At 70.3% G+C, this 21,308-nt stretch carries 16 protein-coding genes and 1 pseudogene; 13 read left to right on the top strand and 4 right to left on the bottom strand.

All coding sequences use genetic code 11. The features are described 5' to 3' along the window. Positions 1-120: 120 nt before the first annotated feature. The 11 genes from ABZT17_RS40185 (at position 121) to ABZT17_RS40135 (ending at position 13,872) form a co-directional block, all read left to right on the top strand. A complete protein-coding gene (locus tag ABZT17_RS40185; protein WP_356356872.1) occupies positions 121-2,202 on the top strand; it encodes a penicillin acylase family protein in 2,082 nt (693 codons plus the stop codon). Then, positions 2,195-2,749 carry a GNAT family N-acetyltransferase gene (locus ABZT17_RS40180; protein ID WP_356356870.1) on the top strand — a complete coding sequence of 185 codons (555 nt, stop codon included), beginning with the start codon at positions 2,195-2,197 and terminating at the stop codon, positions 2,747-2,749. Before ABZT17_RS40185 ends, ABZT17_RS40180 begins: the two co-directional genes overlap by 8 nt. A 5-nt stretch (positions 2,750-2,754) precedes the next feature. Further along, complete coding sequence (locus tag ABZT17_RS40175; protein ID WP_356356895.1) at positions 2,755-3,222, top strand: cupin domain-containing protein; 468 nt, start codon at positions 2,755-2,757, stop codon at positions 3,220-3,222. Continuing rightward, a complete protein-coding gene (locus ABZT17_RS40170; RefSeq protein ID WP_356356868.1) occupies positions 3,219-3,980 on the top strand; it encodes an SDR family NAD(P)-dependent oxidoreductase in 762 nt (253 codons plus the stop codon). The genes ABZT17_RS40175 and ABZT17_RS40170 overlap by 4 nt, the downstream gene beginning before the upstream one ends. A 135-nt stretch (positions 3,981-4,115) precedes the next feature. Continuing rightward, on the top strand, positions 4,116-6,146 hold the full coding sequence (locus ABZT17_RS40165; RefSeq protein ID WP_356356893.1) for a copper resistance protein CopC: 2,031 nt from the start codon (positions 4,116-4,118) through the stop codon (positions 6,144-6,146). Positions 6,147-6,386: 240 nt separating this feature from the next. Continuing rightward, the gene (locus tag ABZT17_RS40160; protein WP_356356866.1) at positions 6,387-7,703 is read left to right on the top strand and encodes an extracellular solute-binding protein; all 1,317 of its coding nucleotides are present in this window, start codon (positions 6,387-6,389) and stop codon (positions 7,701-7,703) included. 14 nt (positions 7,704-7,717) lie between these two features. Continuing rightward, a complete protein-coding gene (locus ABZT17_RS40155) occupies positions 7,718-8,695 on the top strand; it encodes a sugar ABC transporter permease (RefSeq protein ID WP_356356864.1) in 978 nt (325 codons plus the stop codon). Next, positions 8,692-9,585, top strand: coding sequence for a carbohydrate ABC transporter permease (locus ABZT17_RS40150; protein ID WP_356356862.1), 894 nt, complete (start codon positions 8,692-8,694; stop codon positions 9,583-9,585). The genes ABZT17_RS40155 and ABZT17_RS40150 overlap by 4 nt, the downstream gene beginning before the upstream one ends. 49 nt (positions 9,586-9,634) lie before the next feature. Further along, the gene (locus tag ABZT17_RS40145; RefSeq protein WP_356356860.1) at positions 9,635-10,948 is read left to right on the top strand and encodes a glycoside hydrolase family 36 protein; all 1,314 of its coding nucleotides are present in this window, start codon (positions 9,635-9,637) and stop codon (positions 10,946-10,948) included. Continuing rightward, a complete protein-coding gene (locus tag ABZT17_RS40140) occupies positions 10,945-12,954 on the top strand; it encodes a beta-galactosidase (protein WP_356356858.1) in 2,010 nt (669 codons plus the stop codon). Before ABZT17_RS40145 ends, ABZT17_RS40140 begins: the two co-directional genes overlap by 4 nt. A gap of 132 nt (positions 12,955-13,086) precedes the next feature. Next, a complete protein-coding gene (locus tag ABZT17_RS40135) occupies positions 13,087-13,872 on the top strand; it encodes a DNA-formamidopyrimidine glycosylase family protein (protein ID WP_356356891.1) in 786 nt (261 codons plus the stop codon). A gap of 26 nt (positions 13,873-13,898) precedes the next feature. Here ABZT17_RS40135 and ABZT17_RS40130 read toward each other — a convergent pair whose 3' ends face one another. Next, positions 13,899-14,675, bottom strand: coding sequence for a polysaccharide deacetylase family protein (locus ABZT17_RS40130; RefSeq protein WP_356356856.1), 777 nt, complete (start codon positions 14,673-14,675; stop codon positions 13,899-13,901). A 260-nt stretch (positions 14,676-14,935) separates the two neighbouring features. Here ABZT17_RS40130 and ABZT17_RS40125 point away from each other — a divergent pair, with 260 nt between their 5' ends. After that, the gene (locus ABZT17_RS40125; RefSeq protein ID WP_356356889.1) at positions 14,936-16,060 is read left to right on the top strand and encodes a hypothetical protein; all 1,125 of its coding nucleotides are present in this window, start codon (positions 14,936-14,938) and stop codon (positions 16,058-16,060) included. Between the two features lie 189 nt (positions 16,061-16,249). Beyond that, complete coding sequence (locus ABZT17_RS40120; RefSeq protein WP_356356855.1) at positions 16,250-16,855, top strand: hypothetical protein; 606 nt, start codon at positions 16,250-16,252, stop codon at positions 16,853-16,855. Positions 16,856-17,258: 403 nt separating this feature from the next. Here the strand turns inward: ABZT17_RS40120 and ABZT17_RS40115 are convergent. From ABZT17_RS40115 to ABZT17_RS40105, 3 genes and pseudogenes are all read right to left on the bottom strand, one after another. Then, a pseudogene (locus ABZT17_RS40115) lies at positions 17,259-17,717 on the bottom strand (C-terminal helicase domain-containing protein); the annotation flags it as partial. A 235-nt stretch (positions 17,718-17,952) separates the two neighbouring features. Further along, the gene (locus ABZT17_RS40110) at positions 17,953-18,420 is read right to left on the bottom strand and encodes a DUF6083 domain-containing protein (protein WP_356356853.1); all 468 of its coding nucleotides are present in this window, start codon (positions 18,418-18,420) and stop codon (positions 17,953-17,955) included. Positions 18,421-19,128: 708 nt separating this feature from the next. Then, positions 19,129-20,550, bottom strand: coding sequence for an ATP-binding protein (locus ABZT17_RS40105; protein ID WP_356356851.1), 1,422 nt, complete (start codon positions 20,548-20,550; stop codon positions 19,129-19,131). Positions 20,551-21,308 lie beyond the last annotated feature (758 nt).

The raw sequence follows: 21,308 nt of genomic DNA, 5'->3' as shown, positions 1-21,308 counted from the left end.
GCCTCGATCATGCCGCGCGGCGGAGCGGGACGCCCACCGCCGTCGGGCCTTCATCGCTCGCGTACGATTCCCCACGGCTTACTTAGGCAAGGCTAACTTAAGGTGAAGAGGGGTCGGGGAGTGGCGAGCGAGATCTACCGCGACACATGGGGCATCCCGCACCTGCGCGCCGACAGCGCCCGCGAACTCGCCCGCGCCCAGGGCGCCGTCACCGCCCGCGACCGGGCCTGGCAACTGGAGGTCGAACGCCACCGGGCGCGGGGCACCTCGGCGTCCTTCCTGGGCGCCGAGGCGGTGGCCTGGGACGTGTTCGCCCGCCGTGTCCGCCTCGACGACACCGCCCGCCGCTGCTGGGCGGCCCTGGAGGAGCGGGACCCCGAGACGGCGGAGTGGGTACGGGCGTACGCGGACGGGGTCAATGAGGAGCTGCCGCGCGGCGCGGCACCCGAGTTCGGGCGCGTCGGACTCGCCCCGGGCCGGTGGGAGCCGTGGACCCCGCTGGGTGTCTGGCTCGCCACCCACATCCTCTTCGCCGGCTTCCCGGCGAAGCTCTGGCGGGAGCGGGCCGTACGGCATCTGGGGCCGGAGGCCGTCGGGCTGTTCGCCACGGACGGGCCCGGTACCTCCGGCAGCAACGGCTGGCTGCTGAGCGGGGCGCGGACCACGACCGGGCAGGCCGTCCTCGCCGGCGATCCGCACCGGTTCATCGAGGACCCCGGTGTCTATCAGCAGATCCATCTCTCCTGCCCCGAGTTCGACGTCGTCGGCCTCGCCGTGCCCGGGGTGCCGGGCATCGCCCACTTCGGGCACACCGGGACGGTCGCGTGGGCCATCACCAACGCCATGGCCGACTACCAGGACCTGTACGAGGAACGGCTGCGGCGGACGGGGACGGGAGTGGAGGCCCTCGGCCCGGACGGGGCGTGGCGGACGGCGTCCCGGCACCTGGAGACCGTGGAGGTGGCGGGGGAGGCGGCGGTCGAGGTCGAGGTGATCGAGACGGAGCGCGGACCGGTGATCGTGACCGATACCGATACCGATGCCGGGGCGACCGAACCGGCGACTGGCACTGCCGTCTCCCTCCGCTACCCGCCCCGCGTCACCGCCGACCTCGGCTTCGGCGCGCTCCTCCCCCTCCTCCGTGCCCGCCGGGTCTCCGATGTCGATCGGGCGGCGGACCTGTGGGCCGAGCCGGTCAATGTCCTTCAGGCCGCCGACACCGACGGCGGCCTGCTGCACCGGATCGCCGGGCGCGTGCCGGTGCGGGCCGAGGCGAACCGGACGCGGCTCGTGCCCGCCTGGCAGCCGGGGCACGAGTGGCAGGGCTGGCACGAGCCGCCCCGGGCCGCCGAACTCCCGGACGGAATCGCCGTGATGGCCAACCAGCGCGGCCTGGCCACCCCGCTCGGCGTCGAGTTCGCCCCGCCCCACCGGGCCGACCGCATCAGGGAGCTGCTGGCGGAGAAGGAACACTGGTCGGCCCGGGACATGCCGGTGATCCACATGGACACCCATCTCGCCTCCGCAGCCGCCCTGTTGGAGCGTCTGGCCGCTCTGCCCGAGCTGTCCCCCGAGGCCGCCGCCCTCCGCGACCGCCTGCTGCACTGGGACCGCCGGATGGACGCCGACAGCGCCGACGCGGCCCTCTACGCGGCGGTGCGCGGAGCCGTCGTACGAAAGCTCGCGGCGCATCCGGCCTTCGCCGCCCTGTCGGTCCCGCCCGCCTGGCCGGAGATCCTGCTGCCCTGGCTCGCCCTCGGGCCCCGCGTCGGCTTCGCCCTCGAACACCTGCTGCGGGCCGAGGAGTTGTACGGCGTCGACCGGCAGGAGGTCGTACGGGCGGCCCTGGAGGAGGTGGCCGGGCGGCCGCCGGGCGGGGTCTGGGGGGAGAGCCACCGGCTCGTGCCGTGGCGGGCGCTGCCGCAGCCGTCGTACGACGAACCGGGTCTGTCCGGTGACCACGACTGTGTGCTGTGCACCTCGGCCGTGCCCGGTGTCACCGATCTGAGCGCGCGGGGGCCGGCCGCCCGCTATGTGTGGGACCTGGCCCGGCGCGAGGACAGCCGGTGGGTGGTCCCCTTCGGTGCGTCCGGGGTGCCCGGAACCGGCCATCACCGCGATCAACTTCCCTTGTGGCTCAAGGGAGATCTGGCCCCGGTCGTCACCGACTTCGACCGGCTGACGAAGGAGAGCGATGTCTGACGTCCGTATCCGGCCTCTCGACGCGGCCGCCGACGCCGAGGTCGTCCACCGCTGGGTCAGTGAGGAACGGGCCGTGTTCTGGGGGATGAACGGCCTCGGCAGGGACCAGGTCGCCGAGATCTACGGCCATATGGCCACCCTCGACACCCACCACGCCTTCCTCCTCACCAGGGACGGCGAACCGGTCGCGCTGCTGCAGACCTACGAGCCCGGGGCCGACCGGGTGAGCGAGTGCTACGCGGTGCGCGACGGCGACATCGGGATCCATGTCCTGCTCGCGCCCGCTGGTCCGGGCGGGGCGCGGCCGGGGTGGACGGGGGAACTGTTCGAGGCGATCGCCTCCTATGTGCTGAAGGACCTCGGGCGGCGCCGGGTCGTCGTCGACCCCGATGTGCGCAACGAGAAGGCCGTCGCCCGTTTCCTGCGGCAGGGTTTCGTCGCCGGTCCGGTGGTCGTGCTCCCGGAGATCGACCTCCCGGAGGTGTATCTGCCGCGAAAGCGGGCGCAACTGGCGTTCCTGGAGCGGGAGGTAGCCTTCGGCGCGTGACCCAGGTGACCGTGGAAGACCTCGTCGCGCACTACGGACTCGAACCGATCCCGAGGGAGGGCGGGCTCTTCCGCTCCACCTGGGCGGGGCCCCCGCGCCCCGACGGGCGCCCGGAGGGCACGGCGATCGTCGCCCTGCTCACCCCGTCCGACTTCTCCGCGCTGCACCGCCTGCCCGCCGACGAGATCTGGCACTTCTACCTCGGCGACCCGCTGGAACTCCTGCTGCTCGCCCCCGACGGGACCTCCTCCACGGCCGTCCTCGGCCCGGACGTGCTGGGCGGCCAGCACGTCCAGTTCACCGTCCCCGCCGGCACCTGGATGGGCGGGCGGACCGTCGGCGCGTGGTCCTTCTTCGGCTGCACCACGGCGCCCGGGTTCACCTACGAGGGGTACGAGCACGGGGTGGCGGCGGAGCTGACGGCGCGGTATCCGGACCGGGCCGAGCTCATCCTGGAACTCTGCCGCCCATGAGACTCCTCGAAGGACAGGTCGCCCTCGTCACGGGCGCGAGCGGCGGCATCGGCCGGGGCATCGCGCTGAGGTTCGCCCAGGAGGGCGCCGAGGTCGCGCTGCACTGCCGTACTGCTGTGGAGCCGGCGCGGGAGACGGCGGAGCGGATCGCCGGGCTCGGTGGGCGGGCCGTCGTGCTGCGCGGTGATCTGACCGACGACGGCGTGTGCGCGCGGGTGGTGCGGGAGGCGGCCGAGTGGGGCGGCGGGCGGCTGGACGCACTCGTCAACAACGCGGGGGTGCAGCCGGTGCGGGAGCTGGCCGGGATGACGGCCGGTGAGTGGCGGGCGGTCGTGGACGCCAATCTGTCGAGCGTGTTCGCGTGCACCCAGGCCGCAGCGGAGATCATGGGGCAACGCGGGGGCGGCAGTGTGACGCATATCGCCTCCATCGAGGCGCGGCAGCCGGCGGCCCTGCACGCGCACTACAGCGCGTCCAAGGCGGCGGTCGTGATGCACGCCCGGTCGGCGGCGCTGGAGTACGGGCCGTACGGGATCCGCGTCAACACCGTCTCGCCCGGGCTGATCGGACGGGAAGGGCTGGCGGAGGAGTGGCCGGAGGGGGTGCGGAGGTGGCGGGAGGCCGTGCCGCTGGGACGGCTGGGGGCGCCGGAGAACGTGGGGGACGCCTGTGTGTTCCTCGCCTCGCGCCTGGCCTCCTGGGTGACGGGGCACGATCTGGTCGTGGACGGCGGGGTGTCGGCGCGGCCCACCTGGTGAGCGTTCGGCGCATCGCGTGCGTACCTACCCGGAAGGCGGCGAGTCCGACGACGGAGAGACCACGTGGAGCGTGAGGGTGCGGGCGGCTCGGGGCGAGGACTCCCCGGGCCCGGTGGCCGCAGAGGAGTCCAGGGGCTGGTCCTGCTGGCCGCCGTGCTGGTCCTGCTGGTTCTCGGCGGGGGAACGGCCTCCGCCCACGCGGCCCTCACCGCCACCGACCCCCGGGACGGAACCGTCCTGAAGTCCGCGCCCCGCAGCATCACCCTGACCTTCACCGAGTCCGTCGGTCTGCTCGACGACTCCTTCCGGGTGCTCGACCCCGACAACAGGCGGGTCCGCACGGGCAAGGCCGAGCACGGGCCGGGCGGCTCGGACACGGCCCGGGTGACCCTGCCGGCCAAGCTCGCGCAGGGCACGTACGTGGTGGCCTGGCGGGCCGTCTCGGCCGACAGCCACCCGGTCTCGGGCGCGTTCACCTTCTCCGTCGGCAAAGCCTCGGCCACGGTGGCCTCGGTGAACCCCGGTCCCGTCGAGAACCCGGCCACGGCGAGCCTCTACAACATCGCCCGCTATCTGGCCTACCTCGCGGCGGCCCTGCTCCTCGGTACGGCGGCCTTCGTCGCGCTCTGCCGCCCGGCGGACCCGGCGCCGCTCCGGAGGCCCCTGGTGACGGGCTGGTGGACCCTCCTGGGCGCCACCCTGCTCCTGCTGGCCCTACGGGCTCCGTACGAGACGGGCGCGGGCCCCTCGGCGGCCTTCGACCCGGGGGCCTTCACACGGACGCTGACCGGGCGTCCAGGGGCGGTTCTGCTGCTACGGCTGGCGCTGCTCCTGCTGGCCGCCCTCGCGTTCGTGTCGCTCCGCAAACGAGCGGGGTGGGCATGGACGGCGGGGGTGGACCGCGCCGAACTCGACACCGCCGGGTCCCGGCCTTCCCCCCACCTTGATGCCACCGGGCCCCAGGCGTCCGCCGGGCTCGACACCGCCCGGCCCCAGGCGTCCGCCGGACTCGACACCACCCGGTCGCAGGCGTCCGCCGGGCTCGGTACTGCCCGGTCGCAGGCGTCCGCCGGACTCGACACCGCCCGGGCCCTGCCGTCCTCCGAACTCGACTCGGGCCGGGCCCTGCCGGTCTCCGCCGAGCCGGGGTCGGGCTTCGCCTCGCGGCTCCTCCTCGCCCTCGGCACCGTCCTCGCCGTGGCTCTCGCGCTCACCTGGGCCGCCGCCGAGCACGCGTCCGCCGGGATCCAGGTGCCCGTGGCCATCGTGTCCTCGGTGCTGCATCTGCTGGCCATGGCCGTCTGGCTGGGCGGGCTGACGGCGCTGCTGGTCCTGCTCCACCGCACCGAGGTCGCCCCGGCCACCGTGGCCCGCTTCTCGCGGCTCGCCTTCGCCTCCGTGGTCGTCCTGGTCGGCACCGGCGTCTACCAGTCCTGGCGCGGCCTCGGCTCCTGGAGCGCGCTCACGGGGACGACGTACGGCCGTCTGCTGCTGGTGAAGCTGGCCGCGGTGGTGCTGCTGCTGACCGTGGCGGGGCAGTCCCGGCGCTGGACGGCACGGCTGGTGGCCGTACCGGCGGAGACGGTCGTACGGGAACGGGTGCCGGAGCCGGTGGGCGGCGGGCCGTCGCTGCCCGGGCCGGAGGCGCCCGCGCGGGAGGCGGGTACGGTCGACCGGCACCGCCGGGCCCTTCGCCGTAGCGTGCTGGCCGAAGTCGCCGTAGGCGTTCTCGTCCTGGTCGTCACCACGGTTCTCACCGGCACCCTCCCCGGCCGGGCCGCCGCCGAGGCGGCGCGGCAGCCGGCGCCGGCCGCGGGGCTGCCCGCCGCGTCCGTGACCACGATCCCCTTCGACGTCGGAACCCCGAACGGGCACGGCAAGGTGCAGATCACCCTGGACCCCGGCCGGGTCGGCGACAACAACGTGCAGGCCGTGGTGTTCGGGCCCGACGGAGGCATCTCCACCGTCCCCGAGCTGCGGCTCTCCTTCACGCTCCGCGCGCAGCGGATCGGCCCCATCGACGCACGGCTCAAGAACCTGGGCGGCTACTGGGGGACGAACTCCGTCACCCTGCCGATCGCCGGCACCTGGACGATGAACGCCACGGTCAGGACGTCGGATATCGATCAGGTCACCGTCTCGAAGTCCGTGCGGATCGCCCGCTAGAGTCACATCCAAAATCAGGCATACACGGCCACAATCGGGCAGTTTCGGTCGACCACTCGGACGAAACGATCACAAACATGTCGGTCACGTTTCAACAAAGGTCTTCACCCACTCTTGACCCATGAGCGGACATGCGGCTGTTATTACGCCCACGATGTTCGGTCGAGTTGATTTCTGGTCGTTTTCGACTTGTTTCGACTTGCTGCTCAGGCGACCGAACCCTGCCTTCAGGAGCCGTACATGGACCTCTCCCCCTCGGGTCTCTCTCTTCCTTCGCCCAGCCGGCGCAGTCTGCTGCGTGGTGTGGGTGGTGCCGCGCTGCTTGCGGGCGCGGGCATCCCGTTGCTGAGTGCGTGTGGCAGCAGCAGCGGCAGTTCGTCGGACAGCAAGACCGTCAGCCTCGGCTCCAACTCCTCCGACGCGGTGCCGAAGAAGGCGTTCGCCGAGATCTACGCCGCGTTCACGAAGAAGTACGGCGTCAAGGTCGACGTCAACACGAAGGACCACAACACCTTCCAGGAGCAGATCAACTCGTATCTGCAGGGCACGCCGGACGACGTGTTCACCTGGTTCGCGGGCTACCGCATGCAGTTCTTCGCGGCGAAGAACCTGGCGTCGCCGATCGACGACGTGTGGGCGAAGATCGGCGGCAACTTCCCCGACGCCATGAAGCAGCTGTCCAAGGGCGAGGACGGCAAGTACTACTTCGTGCCGCTGTACACGTACCCGTGGGCGCTGTTCTACCGCAAGAGCGTCTTCCAGCAGCACGGCTACGAGGTCCCGACCACCTGGGACCAGCTGGTCACCCTGTGCAAGAAGATGAAGCAGGACGGTCTGGTCCCGATCGCGTTCGGTGACAAGGACGCCTGGCCGGCGATGGGCACCTTCGACCAGATCAACTTCCGCCTCAACGGCTACGACTTCCACAAGTCCCTGATGGCGGGCAAGGAGTCGTGGACCGACCCGAAGGTCAAGGCGGTCTTCGACCACTGGGCCGAGCTGCTGCCCTACCACCAGGACGGCTTCATGGGCCGTACCTGGCAGGACGCGGCGCAGACCCTGGTGTCGAAGAAGGCCGGCATGTACCTGCTGGGCACCTTCGTGGCGCAGCAGTTCACCAACAAGGCCGACCTGGACGACCTCGACTTCTTCGCCTTCCCGGAGATCAACTCCGCGTTCGGGCAGGACACGGTCGAGGCGCCCACCGACGGCTTCATGGTCTCCAAGGCCCCCAAGAACAAGGCCGGTGCCGCCCAGCTGATGGAGTACCTGGGCACGCCGGAGGCCGAGCAGATCTACCTGAAGGCCGACTCCAGCGTGGTGGCCGCCTCCAGCAAGGCCGACACCTCCTCCTACACGCCGCTGCAGAAGAAGGCGTACACGATGATCAGCGGGGCGAAGTCGCTGACGCAGTTCATGGACCGTGACTCGCGGCCGGACTTCACCTCCACGGTGATGCAGCCGGGTCTGCAGAAGTTCCTGCAGAACCCCAAGGGCATCGACAGTCTGCTGACGTCCATCGAACGCCAGAAGAAGCAGATCTTCGCGTCTTCGTGAGCTGAGCGGCCATCTTGAGCATCGACACCAACACGAAGTCCCCGGAGGCGGCCGTGCCGCCTCCGGGGCACGCGCCTGCCGTCAAGCGGATTCCCCGCGGTCATCAGCGGCTGCTGACCCGCCGGGACCGTCTCACGCTCGCCTTCATGGCGGGCGTGCCCACCGTCCTGCACGTGGCCCTGGTCTGGCTCACCGCCATCGCCTCGATCTTCCTGGCCTTCACCAGCTGGGACGGCATCGGGTTCGACTCCATCAAATGGGTCGGCCTGCAGAACTTCCACCAGCTGTTCACCAGCAACCCGCAGTTCTGGCCCGCGGTCGAGCACAACATCATCTGGTTCGTGGTGCTGATCTGCGTCCCGACCCCGATGGGCCTCTTCCTCGCCGTCCAGCTGGACAAGAAGATCCGCTTCTCCAGGGTCTACCAGACCGCCTACTTCCTGCCCGTGGTGGTCTCCCTGGCGGTGACCGGGTTCGTGTGGCAGCTGGTCTACAACCCCGACACCGGCCTGATCAACAGCGTCATCGGCGCCAACAAGCCCGGCCACTACATCGACTGGATCGGCGACCCGCACCTGAACCTGTGGGCCGTTCTGGTCGCCGCGTCCTGGCGGCACACCGGCTACATGATGATCCTCTACCTCGCCGGCCTGAAGGGCGTCGACCCCTCCCTGCGCGAGGCCTCCGCCCTGGACGGCGCGAACGAGTGGCAGACGTTCAAGAACGTCATCTTCCCCACCCTGCGCCCCACCAACACCGTCGTCCTCGTCGTCACCATCATCGAAGCGCTGCGCGCCTTCGACCTGGTCTTCGTCTTCAACAAGGGCGCCCAGGGCACGGAACTGCTCTCGATCCTGATCACCAACAACATCATCGGCGAGTCCAGCCGGATCGGCTACGGCTCCGCGATCGCCGTGGTCCTGCTGGTGATCTCCCTCGCGGTCATCATCCCCTACCTGATCGCGACCTTCCGCAAGGAGCGCCAGGCATGAGCACCATGAGCACCGCGGCGCCGGCCCAGCAGCGCACCCCCCTCCGCCCGGCCCGCGTCCTTCTGCACGCCTTCCTCATCACCACCTCGCTGGCCTGGCTGGCCCCCCTGCTGTGGGCGATCTACGCCGCCCTGCGCCCCTACAGCGAGACCAGCACCAAGGGCTACGTGTCCTGGCCGAGCAAACTGACCTTCGACAACTTCAAAAACGCCTTCACGCAGTCGGACATGCTGCACTACTTCGGCAACACGCTGATCATCGCTGTGCCGGCCGTGCTGCTCACCCTGCTGCTGTCGTCGATGGTCGCCTTCTACGTCTCCCGCTTCGACTTCCGCCTCAACATCGTCCTGCTGCTGGTCTTCACCGCCGGCAACCTCCTGCCCCAGCAGGTGATCATCACCCCGCTGTACCGCATGTACCTGCTGATCAACCTGCCCGGCATCACCGCCAGCGGAAAGCTCTACGACTCCGCCCTGGGCCTCGTGCTGATCCATGTGGCGTTCCAGTCCGGGTTCTGCGCCTTCGTGCTGTCCAACTACATGCGCATGCTGCCCCACGAGCTGACCGAGGCGGCGCTGGTCGACGGGGCGTCGGTGTGGCGGATGTACTGGCAGATCGTGCTGCCCCTGTGCAAGCCCGCCATGGCCGCCCTGGCCACCCTGCTGTCCATCTGGATCTACAACGACTTCTTCTGGGCCATCGTCCTGATCTCCACCGGCGAGAACATGCCCATCACCAGCGCCCTGAACAACCTCTCCGGCCAGTACTTCACCGACCCCAACCTGGTCGCCGCCGGCGCTCTGCTCACCGCGATCCCCACCCTGATCGTCTACTTCGTACTGCAGCGGCAGTTCGTCAGCGGACTGACCCTGGGCGCCAACAAGGGCTGACGTCCCGTCAGTGCTATGTCACATAGCACCGATTCGAAAGAGAACCACCGTGCCCCACCCCTTCACCACCGTCGCCACCGTCCCCGTGGACCCGGTCCACGCCCGGGTCCACGAGGAGGGCTGGCAGTCCTGGAGCCCCAGCGGCGCCTACGCCCTCGGTGAGAAGCCGTACCGTCCCACCAACGACAACTGGGCGACGGTCTGCTACCGCCCCGGCGTCACCGCCCCCGAGGACACCTTCCAGGGCGAGGGCCTGCTGGCGCTGGACCCGGGCGACGGCTCACCGGCCCGTCTGTGGGCGGCGGTCGAGCCCACCGCCGAGGTGCCGTCGATCCGCCTGGTCGTGACGGACGCCGTCGCGGAGATCACCGCCGACGGCCCGGTGAAGGAGTGGACCGGCGCCGACATCCAGTCGGTGCTGGCGGACTGGGCCACCGCGCTCGGCGTACCGGCCCCGCGTCCGGCACCCACCGTCTGGTGCTCCTGGTACGAGTACTTCACCGACGTCACCGAGGACGACATCCACGAGAACATCCGTGCGATGGACACCCTCGACCTGCCCATCGACGTGGTCCAGATCGACGACGGCTACCAGAAGGCCCTCGGCGACTGGCTCACCCTCTCCGGCCGCTTCGACTCCCGGCAGGGCATCGCGGACGCCATCCGGGCGCGCGGGAGAAGGGCCGGCATCTGGACGGCCCCCTTCCTGGTCGACCCGGCGAGCGACCTGGCCGCCGAGCACCCCGACTGGCTGGTCCGCGACACCGACGGCGGCTTCACCCACGCCGGCCGCAACTGGGGCCACGACCTGCGCGTCCTGGACACCGCCCACCCCGAGGCGGCGGCCTACCTCACCGAGGTCTTCCGCACCCTGCGCGCCGAGGGCTACGACTACTTCAAGGTCGACTTCCTCTACGCCGGCGCCCTGGACGGCGTACGGCACGCGGACGTCGACGCGCTGACCGCGTACCGCTCCGGGATCGAGCTCATCCGGGAGGCGATCGGCCCGGACGCCTACCTCCTGGGCTGCGGCGCGCCCGTCCTGCCGTCCATCGGCCTGTTCGACGCCATGCGCGTCAGCCCCGACACGGCCCCGCACCGCCGCTCCGAGGCCGACGACTACAGCCAGCCCGGCCAGGACCCGGCCGAGTTCACCGGTGTGGGCCGGCAGTGGCAGCACGGCCGTCTCTGGGTCAACGACCCCGACTGCCTGATGGCCCGCCCGGCGGTGGAGACCAGGGAGCGCTGGGCGGCCCATGTCGAGGCGACGGGCGGCCTGATGGCCTCCAGCGACCGACTGCTGTCACTGGACGAGTGGGGCGTGCGCACGACGCGGCGCCTTCTGGGGGGAACGGACCGATGACCGGATCCACATCAAGGACGCTGAAGCTGCCGGGTATCGCGTACGGCGGCGACTACAACCCCGAGCAGTGGCCCGAGGAGGTCTGGGCCGAGGACATGCGGCTGATGGCCGAGGCCGGGGTCACCATGGTCAGCGTCAACATCTTCTCCTGGGCGCTGCTGGAACCCTCCGAGGGCACCTACGACTTCTCGCGCCTCGACCGCATCCTCGACCTGCTCCACAGCCACGGCATCGCGGCCGATCTGGCGACCCCGACGGCGGCCCCGCCGGCCTGGTTCTTCGTGGAGCACCCGGACGCCCTGCCGGTGGACAAGGACGGGCGCCGGCTGTCGTACGGCAGCCGCCAGACGTTCTGCCCGTCGAGCCCGGCCTACCGGGAGGCCGCCCTGCGCGTGACCGGCGAACTGGCCAGGCGCTACGCCGACCACCCGGCCGTGGTGATGTGGCACGTCCACAACGAGTACGGCTGCCACAACGCCGAGTGCTACTGCGACGTGAGCGCGGAGGCGTTCCGCGCCTGGCTCCAGGACCGCTACGCGAGCCTGGACGCCCTCAACCACGCCTGGGGCACCACGTTCTGGAGCCAGTGGTACTACGACTGGGACCAGATCCTGCCCCCGCGCGCCACCGGCGCGGTCCCCAACCCCACCCACCAGCTGGACTGGCGCCGCTTCTGCAGCGACGCGCTGCTGTCGCTGTACGAGGCGGAGGCCGAGGTCCTGCGGGTCGCGGCCCCGGACACCCCCGCCACCACCAACTTCATGGTGAACTTCAGCTTCGAGGCGCTGGACTACTGGCGTTGGGCCCCGGCCCTGGACATCGTCTCCAACGACCACTACCTGCGCTCCACCGACGCCGAGTCCCAGATCGACATCGCGCTCAGCGGTGACCTGGTCCGCTCCCTGGCGGGCGGCCCCTGGCTGCTGATGGAGCACTCGACGGGCGCGGTGAACTGGCAGCCGGTCAACCGGGCCAAGACGGCGGGGGAGTTGCGCCGCAACGCGCTCGCCCATGTGGCCCGCGGCGCCGACGGCATCGCCTACTTCCAGTGGCGGGCGGCGAAGGCGGGCGCCGAGCAGTGGCACTCGGCGATGCTCCCGCACGCCGGCACCGACAGCCAGATCTGGCGGGACGTGGTCCAACTGGGCGCGGACCTCAAGGCGTTGGCGGAGGTGCGGGGCAGCACCACGCAGGCCCAGGTGGCCATCACCTGGGACTGGAACTCCAGTTGGGCGATGGAGCTGCCCTCCCAGCCGAGCGGCGAACTGCGCTTCCTGGACCTGGTCCGCTCCTGGTACGAGCCGCTGTGGCGGGCGGGCGTCCAGGTGGACTTCGTCCGCCCGGACGCTGACCTCTCCGCGTACCGCCTGGTTCTGGTCCCCAGCCTCTACCTGGTCGACGACGAGTCCACGGCCAACCTGACGGCCTTCGCCGAGCGCGGCGGCACGCTGGCGGTCGGCTTCCACAGCGGCATGGTGGACACCAACTGCCATGTCCGCCTCGGGGGTTACCCGGGCGCCTTCCGCGAGGCGCTGGGCGTGAACACGGACGAACTCTTCCCCCTCCTGCCCGGACAGACCGTGCCCCTCACCGACGGCGGCACGGCCACCCTCTGGTCGGAGCGGGTGCGCCTGAAGGGCGCGGAGCCGGTGACGTCGTACACGGCCGGTCCCCTGGCGGGGGTCCCGGCGGTCACCCGCAACTCCTACGGCACGGGCACCGCCTGGTACCTCGCCACCCGTCCGGACGCCACGACGCTGACGGCGCTCTTGGACCGCATCCGCGCGGAGGCGGGGGTGACCCCCGTCCGTACGACCCCCGCCGACGTGGAGGCGGTGGTGCGCCGCGGGGCGGAGGCCGACTACCTCTTCCTGATCAACCACGGCGACTCGGACGCGGAGGTGCCGGTGGCTCCGGACGCGGTCGAGCTGCTGACCGGGAAGGCGGCCGGGGAGACGGTCACGGTGGCCGCGGGCGGCGTGGCGGTCGTACGCGAGGCGCGCTGAGGGGCCGGGTCTGGAGAAACGCTCCGAACAGGCCCGGAGCGGCCCGCTGAACGGGCAGGTTTCATGCGCTCGTCCCGCGCCCACTCGGTGCGGGACGAGACCCGTGCGGACCAGCGTGTCGAGGTGACGGCCATGCCCGAGCTGCCGGACGTCGAGGGATTCCGGGAGGTACTCCGGTCCTGCGCGCAGGGCAGGGTCGTCCGGCGGGTGGAGGTGCGGGACACGGGCGTCCTGCACGGAGTGAGTGCCCGGCGCCTGCGGGACGCCCTGGAGGGCCGACGCTTCACCGAGCCGGAGCGGCACGGGAAGTGGCTGCTCGCGCACACCGGCGGCCCGACCCTGCTGCTGCACTTCGGCATGACCGGCCGGCTGCTCTGCGCCCGCCCCGAGGACGCATCCGAACCGCACGACCGCGTCCTGTTCACCGTGGCCCGGGACCGCCAGCTCCGCTACCGCGACCAGCGCAAGCTGCGCGGCCTGTGGCTGGCCGACACGGACGAGGACGTCGTACGACTGCTGGGTCGTCAGGGCCCGGACGCGCTGACGGTGGGGCGCGCGGACTTCGAGGCGGCGCTCTCCGGCCGCCGGGGCGCCGTCAAGACGGCCCTCACCGACCAGTCCGTCCTGGCCGGACTGGGCAATCTGCTGGCCGACGAGATCCTGTGGCGCGCCGGTCTGCACCCCACCACGACCGCGAGCTCCCTCACCGGGCCGGACCTCGACCGCCTCCACACGCTGATGCGCCGCACCCTGCGCTCGGCGCTCCCGACGGGCCGCGTCCCGCCGCGCGACTCCTGGCTGACCGGCCACCGGGACGATCCGGACCCCCACTGCCCGCGCTGCGGCACGCGTCTGCGCAGGTCACGGGTGGGAGGGCGCGGCACGGTGTGGTGTCCGCGCTGCCAGCGGGAGCACTGAGGGACGGCGTCGGCGCACTGACGGCGTCAGCGCACCGGGAAACCGAAGGTGTAGCCCTGCTGCTTCAGCCACGGCAGGACCTCGCGCAGGGCCGCCACCGTCTCGGAGCGGTCGCCGCCGCCGTCGTGGAAGAGGATGGTCGGGCCGTTGGGGACCTCGCTCTTGACGGTCGCGACGATGGCGGCCGTACCGGCGCGCTCGAAGTCCTTGGAGTCGACGTTCCAGCCGAGCGGGCGCATGCCGTGGGAGGCGGCGAGATGGCGGCTGTAGGGGGTGAAGGCGCCGCCCGGGGCGCGGTAGTAGAGCGGGCGCACACCGCCCGACGCCTTGGTGATCATGGCCTCGGCGTTCAGGATCTCCTGCGACTGGTAGGCCTCGGACTTCTTGTCCATGGTGGTGTCGTGGGACACCGTGTGGTCGCACAGCCGGTGCCCGGCCGCCACGACCGCCTTGACGACGTCCGGGTTGGCCTGCGCCTGCGGGCCGATCATGCAGAACGTCGCCTTCACGCCGTAGTCCTTGAGGACCTGCAGCATCTGCGGGGTCCAGACGGGGTCGGGGCCGTCGTCGATGGTGATGTTGACGGCACGGGCGCCTCCGGCCGACGCGTGCGCGATCTCCGCCGACACCGGTGCCACCTTCCGGGTCTGCGCCTTGGCGTTCGACTTCGCGGAGTGGGCCGGGACACCCGCCGCCGCACCGATCTGCGCGCCCCACACCGAGGCCATCGCGGCCAGCGCGGTCACCCCGACCGCCGCCGCGAGCACCTTGCTGTACCAACCCCGCCCGCTGTGTCGCGTCATGACCCGTGTTCCCCGCCGTCGCCGTGTGCCTGCGCATCCTGTGCGCCCTGCGCATTCTGCGCATGCTGTGCATACGACAAGAGGGTGTAAGTCAGTTCACGGATCCCGCCGTTACCGATCACGGACAAACCCGGGGGGTTCTCGCAACAGAACCGCCCCACCGACCTCCCCACCGAACCTCCCCCGCCTTCCCGCCATCTCAAGAGAGGGACGACAACCGGAAGGGGCGTAGGAGAACCGTGCCGGCCATCGGTCAGCGGATGCACCTGGTGCTGCTCACCGCCTGGACAGTCCTGTGGTTCGCCGTCGTCCAGCGGCACGGGGGTTTCTCCTGGCACTATCTGCGCACCGGCGGGGAGCTGCTCTACGCGGGCCCGCACCGCCCCGACGGCGGCCTGAACCTCTACGCCCACCACCCCGAACTGCAGATGGGCCCGCTCAGCTTCCTGGCGGCGGGCCTGTTCAACCCGTTCCCCGAGCCCGTCGGCCAGTTCCTGGCCGCCGCCGTGATGTCGCTGCTCGGCCTGGTGATCCTGGTGGTGGCCGGGCGCAGCGCCGCCTGGCACTTCCTGGGCACCGGCACCAACCACCAACGCCTGCGCCGGCGCGTGCTGATCGCGGGCCTCGCCTTCATCCCGATGTGGATCGAGGTCGCGGTCCGCTTCGGACACCTGGACGACGTCCTGGCCCTCTTCTTCACGACCCTGGCCGTACGGGCCCTCACCCGCGGCAACGCGGCCGCGACGGGCGCGTTACTGGCCCTGGCCATGGACTCCAAACCGACGGCCGTGGCCTTTCTGCCCCTTCTCCTCGCCCTCCCCCGGGACCGGTGGCTGCGCGCGGGCGCATGGTGCGCGGTCCTGTTGGCGCTGGTCTGGCTGCCGTTCTTCCTGGACGCCCCCGACTCCTTCGCCGCGGCGCGGTTCACCATCCCCAACCAGCCCGCGTCCGCGCTGCGTTGGCTGGGCGTCGAGGATCCGCGCACCCCGCTGTGGGACCGCCCCGCCCAGGCCGCGGCGGGCCTCGCCCTGGGCTGTTTCGCGGTCCTGCGAGGCCGCTGGCCGGCCGTGGTCCTGCTGGGAGCCAACGCCCGTATCGCCCTCGATCCCAGCGTCTACACGTACTACACGGCCTCCGTCCTGCTCGGCACGCTCCTGTGGGACGTCATCGGCCAACGCCGTCTGGTCCCCTGGTGGAGCTGGATCGCCCTGATCACCCTCTACGGCACCGTCTTCGCCGTCCCCGACGACGCGACCCGCGGCCTGGTCCGCCTCGCCTTCGTCGTCGTGTCCACCGCGTACGTACTGTTCTGGCCGGTACGGGACCGCAGACGCCGGCAGCCGCTGCCTCCCGGCGGGCAGAGCCGCCAGATGGTCACCAGCTGACGGGACTCTCGGCGGTCGGGCGGTCGGGCGGTCGGGCGGTCGGGCGGTCGGGCGGTGAAACCGCAGCGCATGGAGAAGCGTCTTGATGCACAAGACCGGGAGAACGTATGCGAGTTACGCCATCACGCCATCTCCGGCCTGTCTGGATATCTCAGATCTGTCTGGATGTGTCAGAGAGGATAGTCCGAAATGGCGCACCGCAACCGTTCCCTGTCCCGGGCCGCCGCTCTCGGCGTGGCCGCCGCTGCCATGACCCTGCTCGCCGGCTGCACCCAGAGCGACGACGGCGACAGCAGCGCGCACGGCAGTTCTCCCAGCGCCGCGCAATCACCGTCCTCGTCGGCCGCGGCGTCCCCGTCGCCGGGCACGTCGGCCGGCCGAACGACCGCCGGCTCACCCGCCAAGTCCACCGGTTCCCCGGCCGAGAGCACCGGTTGCCGCTCCCTGCTGGCATCGCCCGCCGTCAAGGCCAGCGTCACGACGGACTACGGCCGCCAGGCCCAGCCCCGCCTCAGCCACATCACCCCGGTCAAGGGCACCTTCTACTACGGCAGTTGTGACGGCGTCCGCTATGCCGGCACCCGCTTCCAGCTCACCCCCGGCAGCACGGAGGCGGAACAGGTCGCCCTCCAGGACGACGGAGCCGCGATGAAGTACTTCGTCGAACGCCCCGGCACCGGTTGGCAGTACGTGGCCAGCGCCGGCCTGCCCGCCGACCCCCGGGGCTGCGCCGCCATCACCCAGATCCCGTCCCGGCTGGCGACGCTGTGGAACGACTGCCGCTCCATGGCATGACCCCGCCGTCCGGATCCGTGGCCCCCGGGATCCCACGGCGGCAGCTCCCCCGGGCCGTCATACGAGCACCGCGACCACGAACATCGGGTAGAGCACGCCCAACGCCCCCGCGATCACGCCGACCGCGCTGAGCCCCCGATTCAGTCCGCGGGCAAGACCGAGAATCCCGAAGGTGACGGCGAGGGCACCGGCCGGCAGAGGGAGACGGGCCCATAGAGGGTCGCGGGGCTGTCGGCGGGCGCTTTTCCGTCGGTCATGTCGGTCGGGTGGTGGACGGTGCTGAACGGCAGCGCAGTGCGGCCAGATCGTGGCTGTCGAACGCGGAGTTCTCCAGCCACTTGACCGAGCCGAGGAAGCGCAACTGCTTGGCCACCGGTCGGCGCCCACCAAGTCGATCTCGACATTGGCCGATGCGGTAGGCGCGGTCGGTGGCCTGGTCCTCGACGGCCGGGTTCCACCAGCGGTCGTAGTGCACGACATGGCTGGCGCGGGTCAGGTTGAGTCCGGTGCCCGCCGCCTTCAACGACAGCAGGAACACCGGCACTTCACCGCGCTGGAAGCGGTCCACCATCTCCTCGCGCCGCGCGACGGGGGTGGCACCGTGCAGGAAGAGAGAGGGGACGCCGCGCTCGGCGAGATGCTTCTCCAGCAGAGCCGCCATCTGTTTGCACTGCGTGAAGACCAGCGCGGATTCGCCTTGGGCGGTGATGGTGTCGAGAAGTTCGTCGAGCAGATCGAGCTTGCCGGAGCGGCCCCGCAGGGGAGTGGACTGGCGCAGGCTGTGCTCTTTCAGGCTGTGCTCTTTCAAATACTGGGCGGGGTGGTTGCAGATCTGCTTCAGCACGGTGAGCAGCTTGAGTACGCGTACGGGGGCGTTCACCTGCGTTCATGGGCGGCTGGCCGAAGGAACGGCTACCGGCTCTGGTCCCGCTTGAACGGTCCTGAACGGCGCTGAATGAGACGGAAACTGAGACGGCCGTCCCCGGTCCTGGCTGACCTGGCGCTTCCCGGGACGCTCACCAGCACTCCCCGTTGCTCCCTGCACGTCTCCGCTCGACCAGGCACGTCGGGGGCACGGGCCGGCTCCCCGTAGGGATCTACGGCTCCCGCCAGTCGGGGCCGCACATCATGCGGTGGGCCGGCACGACAGACTCGCCGGGTAGTGGATCGATTCCACGGACCCGTACGGCCACGATATCGGTCGCGATGCGGGATCGGTCCGGCAGCTTCATCAAACGCCAGCGGAACGGCTGTGGGACGTCCTTGGCGGGCATCTCCACCGTGGCGAGGCTGACCCATCGGTCGTACGTGGTTGGGTAGATGCGAACAAATGCACCGCACTCAGGGCAAGTCGGAGGCTCGATCCATGACGCGTCGTCGGGATCCGGCTCCGCCCTCGGTGGAGCGGTGGCGCCGTCAGCCATGGCCATCTCGTTGGCGAAGACGTTCCAACACGCCTCGCAGAACCTGGCCATGAGATCGATCCGCCCGCGCTCGCGCACGGTGAGGCTCGTCACCCCGCAGCGATGGCATAAGTGCGTGTTGCGATCCTCTACCGCCCCCATGTGTTCGAGTGTGAGCGAATCTGACAGGGTCGTAGTAGGTCGCGATTTAGCCTAATTTGGCGGCGATGTGAGCGAGCGATGCTCCGGCGCGCAACGGGCACGACTGTCGGTCTGGTCTTGTGCACCCTACGGGTGCCCGGTACAACCGTTTCGTGACAAGCACTCCCCAGCTGGACGCACAGTGGACCAAGGACAAGGCTGGAGCCTTCCTGGCCGCTACAACCGGCCTCTTCTTCACTGACCCGCCGGCTCTCGAAACGACGAAGCAGTTGGTTCCGGACTACGCCCACACAGTCGCGTGGATCGTCAGCTGCGCGGTTGCCTTCGCTGCTTACTGGGTCGGCCTGCGAACGATGAGGAAGCTTCCCTGACGGTTTCCCGTCCCCGCCTCGGCTTTCCACTCACCTTCACCCATCGCTCTCCCCGGCTCCCATCCCGTCCGCCGTCGACCCACACACCGTGGAGCGGGCGTGGTTCATGGCGTCCAGGTGGAGCGCGCCACTGTACGAACGACCCGGACGCGCGAGGATACGAGATTCGAACTCGTGAGGGGTTGCCCCCAACACGCTTTCCAAATGTTCGTCTCGGGGTTCGACTGAGGCCGGGGGCGTCCTGACCTGCGGCGGAGGGTGCGGGCGATCTCTGTCCGGACCGCAGCGGACGGAGGCGAATGCGACCAGAACTGCAACCATAGAAGCCCAGCTCTGCTCACACCTTGCGCCAGGCGGTGAGCAGTTCGTCGGGGCCGTAGGCCGCCTGGAGACCGGAACATCTGATCCCGCTGCGGGAGACCGCCACGAGCGGTACTGGTTCGTCGGTGACCGCCGCCCGATGCTTCTGCAGTGCTGCCAGATCGTGGCTGTCGAACGCGGAGTTCTCCAACCACTTGACCGAGCCGAGGAAGAGCAACTGCTTGGCCACAGGCTGCCGGTCGGCGCCCACCAAGTCGATTTCCACGTCGTTGTTGCGGGTCCAGTACCCTCCGATCGCCGGGGCGGCGGGCAGGAGCCCGTCCGGCAGGAGGCGGGCGAGGGATTCCCGGACCAGGGGCTCGATCGCGCGGCCCCGCCAGCTCTTCCACTGCTCCTTGATCCGACTCAGAGTGAGATCCCCTCGCATCCGCTCGATCTCCGCCATGTGCGGGTCCAGAAATGCGAGCCAGAAGCGCAGGTAGGGGTCGGCCACCCGGTAGCGGCGTTCCTTCGACGGCCTGGGTGAGAGCGGCAGCTCGGCGGCCACGACCCGTTTCTCGGTCAGGACGTCCGTGGCCCGGGTGAGCGTGGTGTGGGCGATGCCGCCCGCCGCGCGAGCGATGTTGGTGAAGGTGCGCTCCCCGGATCCGATGGCCCGCAGGACCTCCCTGCTCATCGCCTGCGGCGGAAACTCCGCGGCCAGCGACCGTTCAGCGGAGACCAGCAGCGCCGAGATCGGGTTGTCCAGCGAGTCGCGGAGGAACTCCCAGACATCCGCTCCTGCCCGCCACTCGGCACAGATCAGGGGTAGACCTCCCGTGATCAGAGCGGCGTCGAAAGCGGCGGCCGGAGACAGGCCGAGCATTTCGCCGATGTCCGCCGGGTTCAAAGGCCCCACGATCATTTCCCGGCCCCGCTGGTGAAAAGGCCGGTCGTAGCTGTTCAGCGCCTCCATCATCGACAGATCGGACCCGACCAGGAGGAGAAGCACCGGCTTGCGGCTGAGCAGCCGGTCCCATGCCCGCTGGAGCATGCCCTCGAAGGCGTCGATGCGGTCCATCAGATACGGAACCTCGTCGATGACGACGACGCTGGGAGTGTCGTCGGGCAGGATCTCCGCAAGCAGCCTGAGTGCCGCATTCCACTGCTCCGGGGTCTCCTCCGAGAACAGTTCCCGCTCCGGCAGGGTGGATCTGGCGACGGCGTCGAGCAGCTCCGTCAGCTCGTCCTCCGCCGTGCCGCCCGCCGCGGTGAAGAAGAGGTACGGCGTCTCGGTCCGCCGGATGAACTCCTCGACCAGGCTGGACTTGCCGACCCGCCTCCGTCCGCGCATGAGGATGCACTTACCGGGTTTCGCCGACCCGGCGGCGTCGTGAACCGTCTGCAAGGCGTTGCCCAGCACGTTCAGCTCGCGTTCCCGCCCGATGAATCGACGCATGTAGGCTCCCGATGAAGATAGTATCTCTAGCGATACTATCTCCTGCGATACTATCTCCCTTTCGCTTGGGCATGAGCCTCATGACGCTGTGGAGATGGGAGTGGGGAAAGTTGGTCGCGTACCGGCGACGACGGGTGTCTCCGGCGTGGCCTTGAGCAGTCGGTCTGCCAGCAGGTGGAGGCCGGCGTCGGCGGACCTGTCCACGGCGCGGGGGTGACGGTGCTTCGGGGCCCGGCACGGCCCGACCTTCCTTCGCGGGGTGGGAGAGCAGCGGCCACCCTGTGCGGCAGGCGCTTTCCGATACGCACCGTTTCCTTCTGGCGTACCCCCATGGTTGGCGGGTGCCGCATGAGGGCTGGTTCCCCCCAGTGAGCGTTGGCGGCTTGTGGCCCCCCGACTGCAACGCGCGGGGCCGACCGGAGCCTGCGCCAGTGGCTCAAGGGCCGGCTACCACCGTGTCGTCCACACCGTCTAGGACGGCCACATCGTCGTGTGGATCCTGGCCGTCGGTAACCCGTCGCGGCATCTACCGCCAGGTCCCGTAGGGGTCCGCCACAGCTGGTGCCGACCAGCCGCCGTGATGCGGAAGTGTGCGCTCGGCTGTGCGCCGAGATGTCCTGGATGTCGGCAGTAAGTGCAACCAAAAATGCAACCGGTCCACGCCGAAGAGCCGAGCCGCAATCGCGGCTCGGCTCTTCGTTTCGCCTGTTCAGGCGGCTGCGGAGGATACGAGATTCGAACTCGTGAGGGGTTGCCCC

The organism is Streptomyces sp. NPDC005648, from assembly GCF_040605395.1.
Classification (GTDB): domain Bacteria; phylum Actinomycetota; class Actinomycetes; order Streptomycetales; family Streptomycetaceae; genus Streptomyces.
The sequence above is the reverse complement of the archived record's forward strand: the minus strand, read 5'-3'. Positions and strand labels throughout refer to the sequence as shown.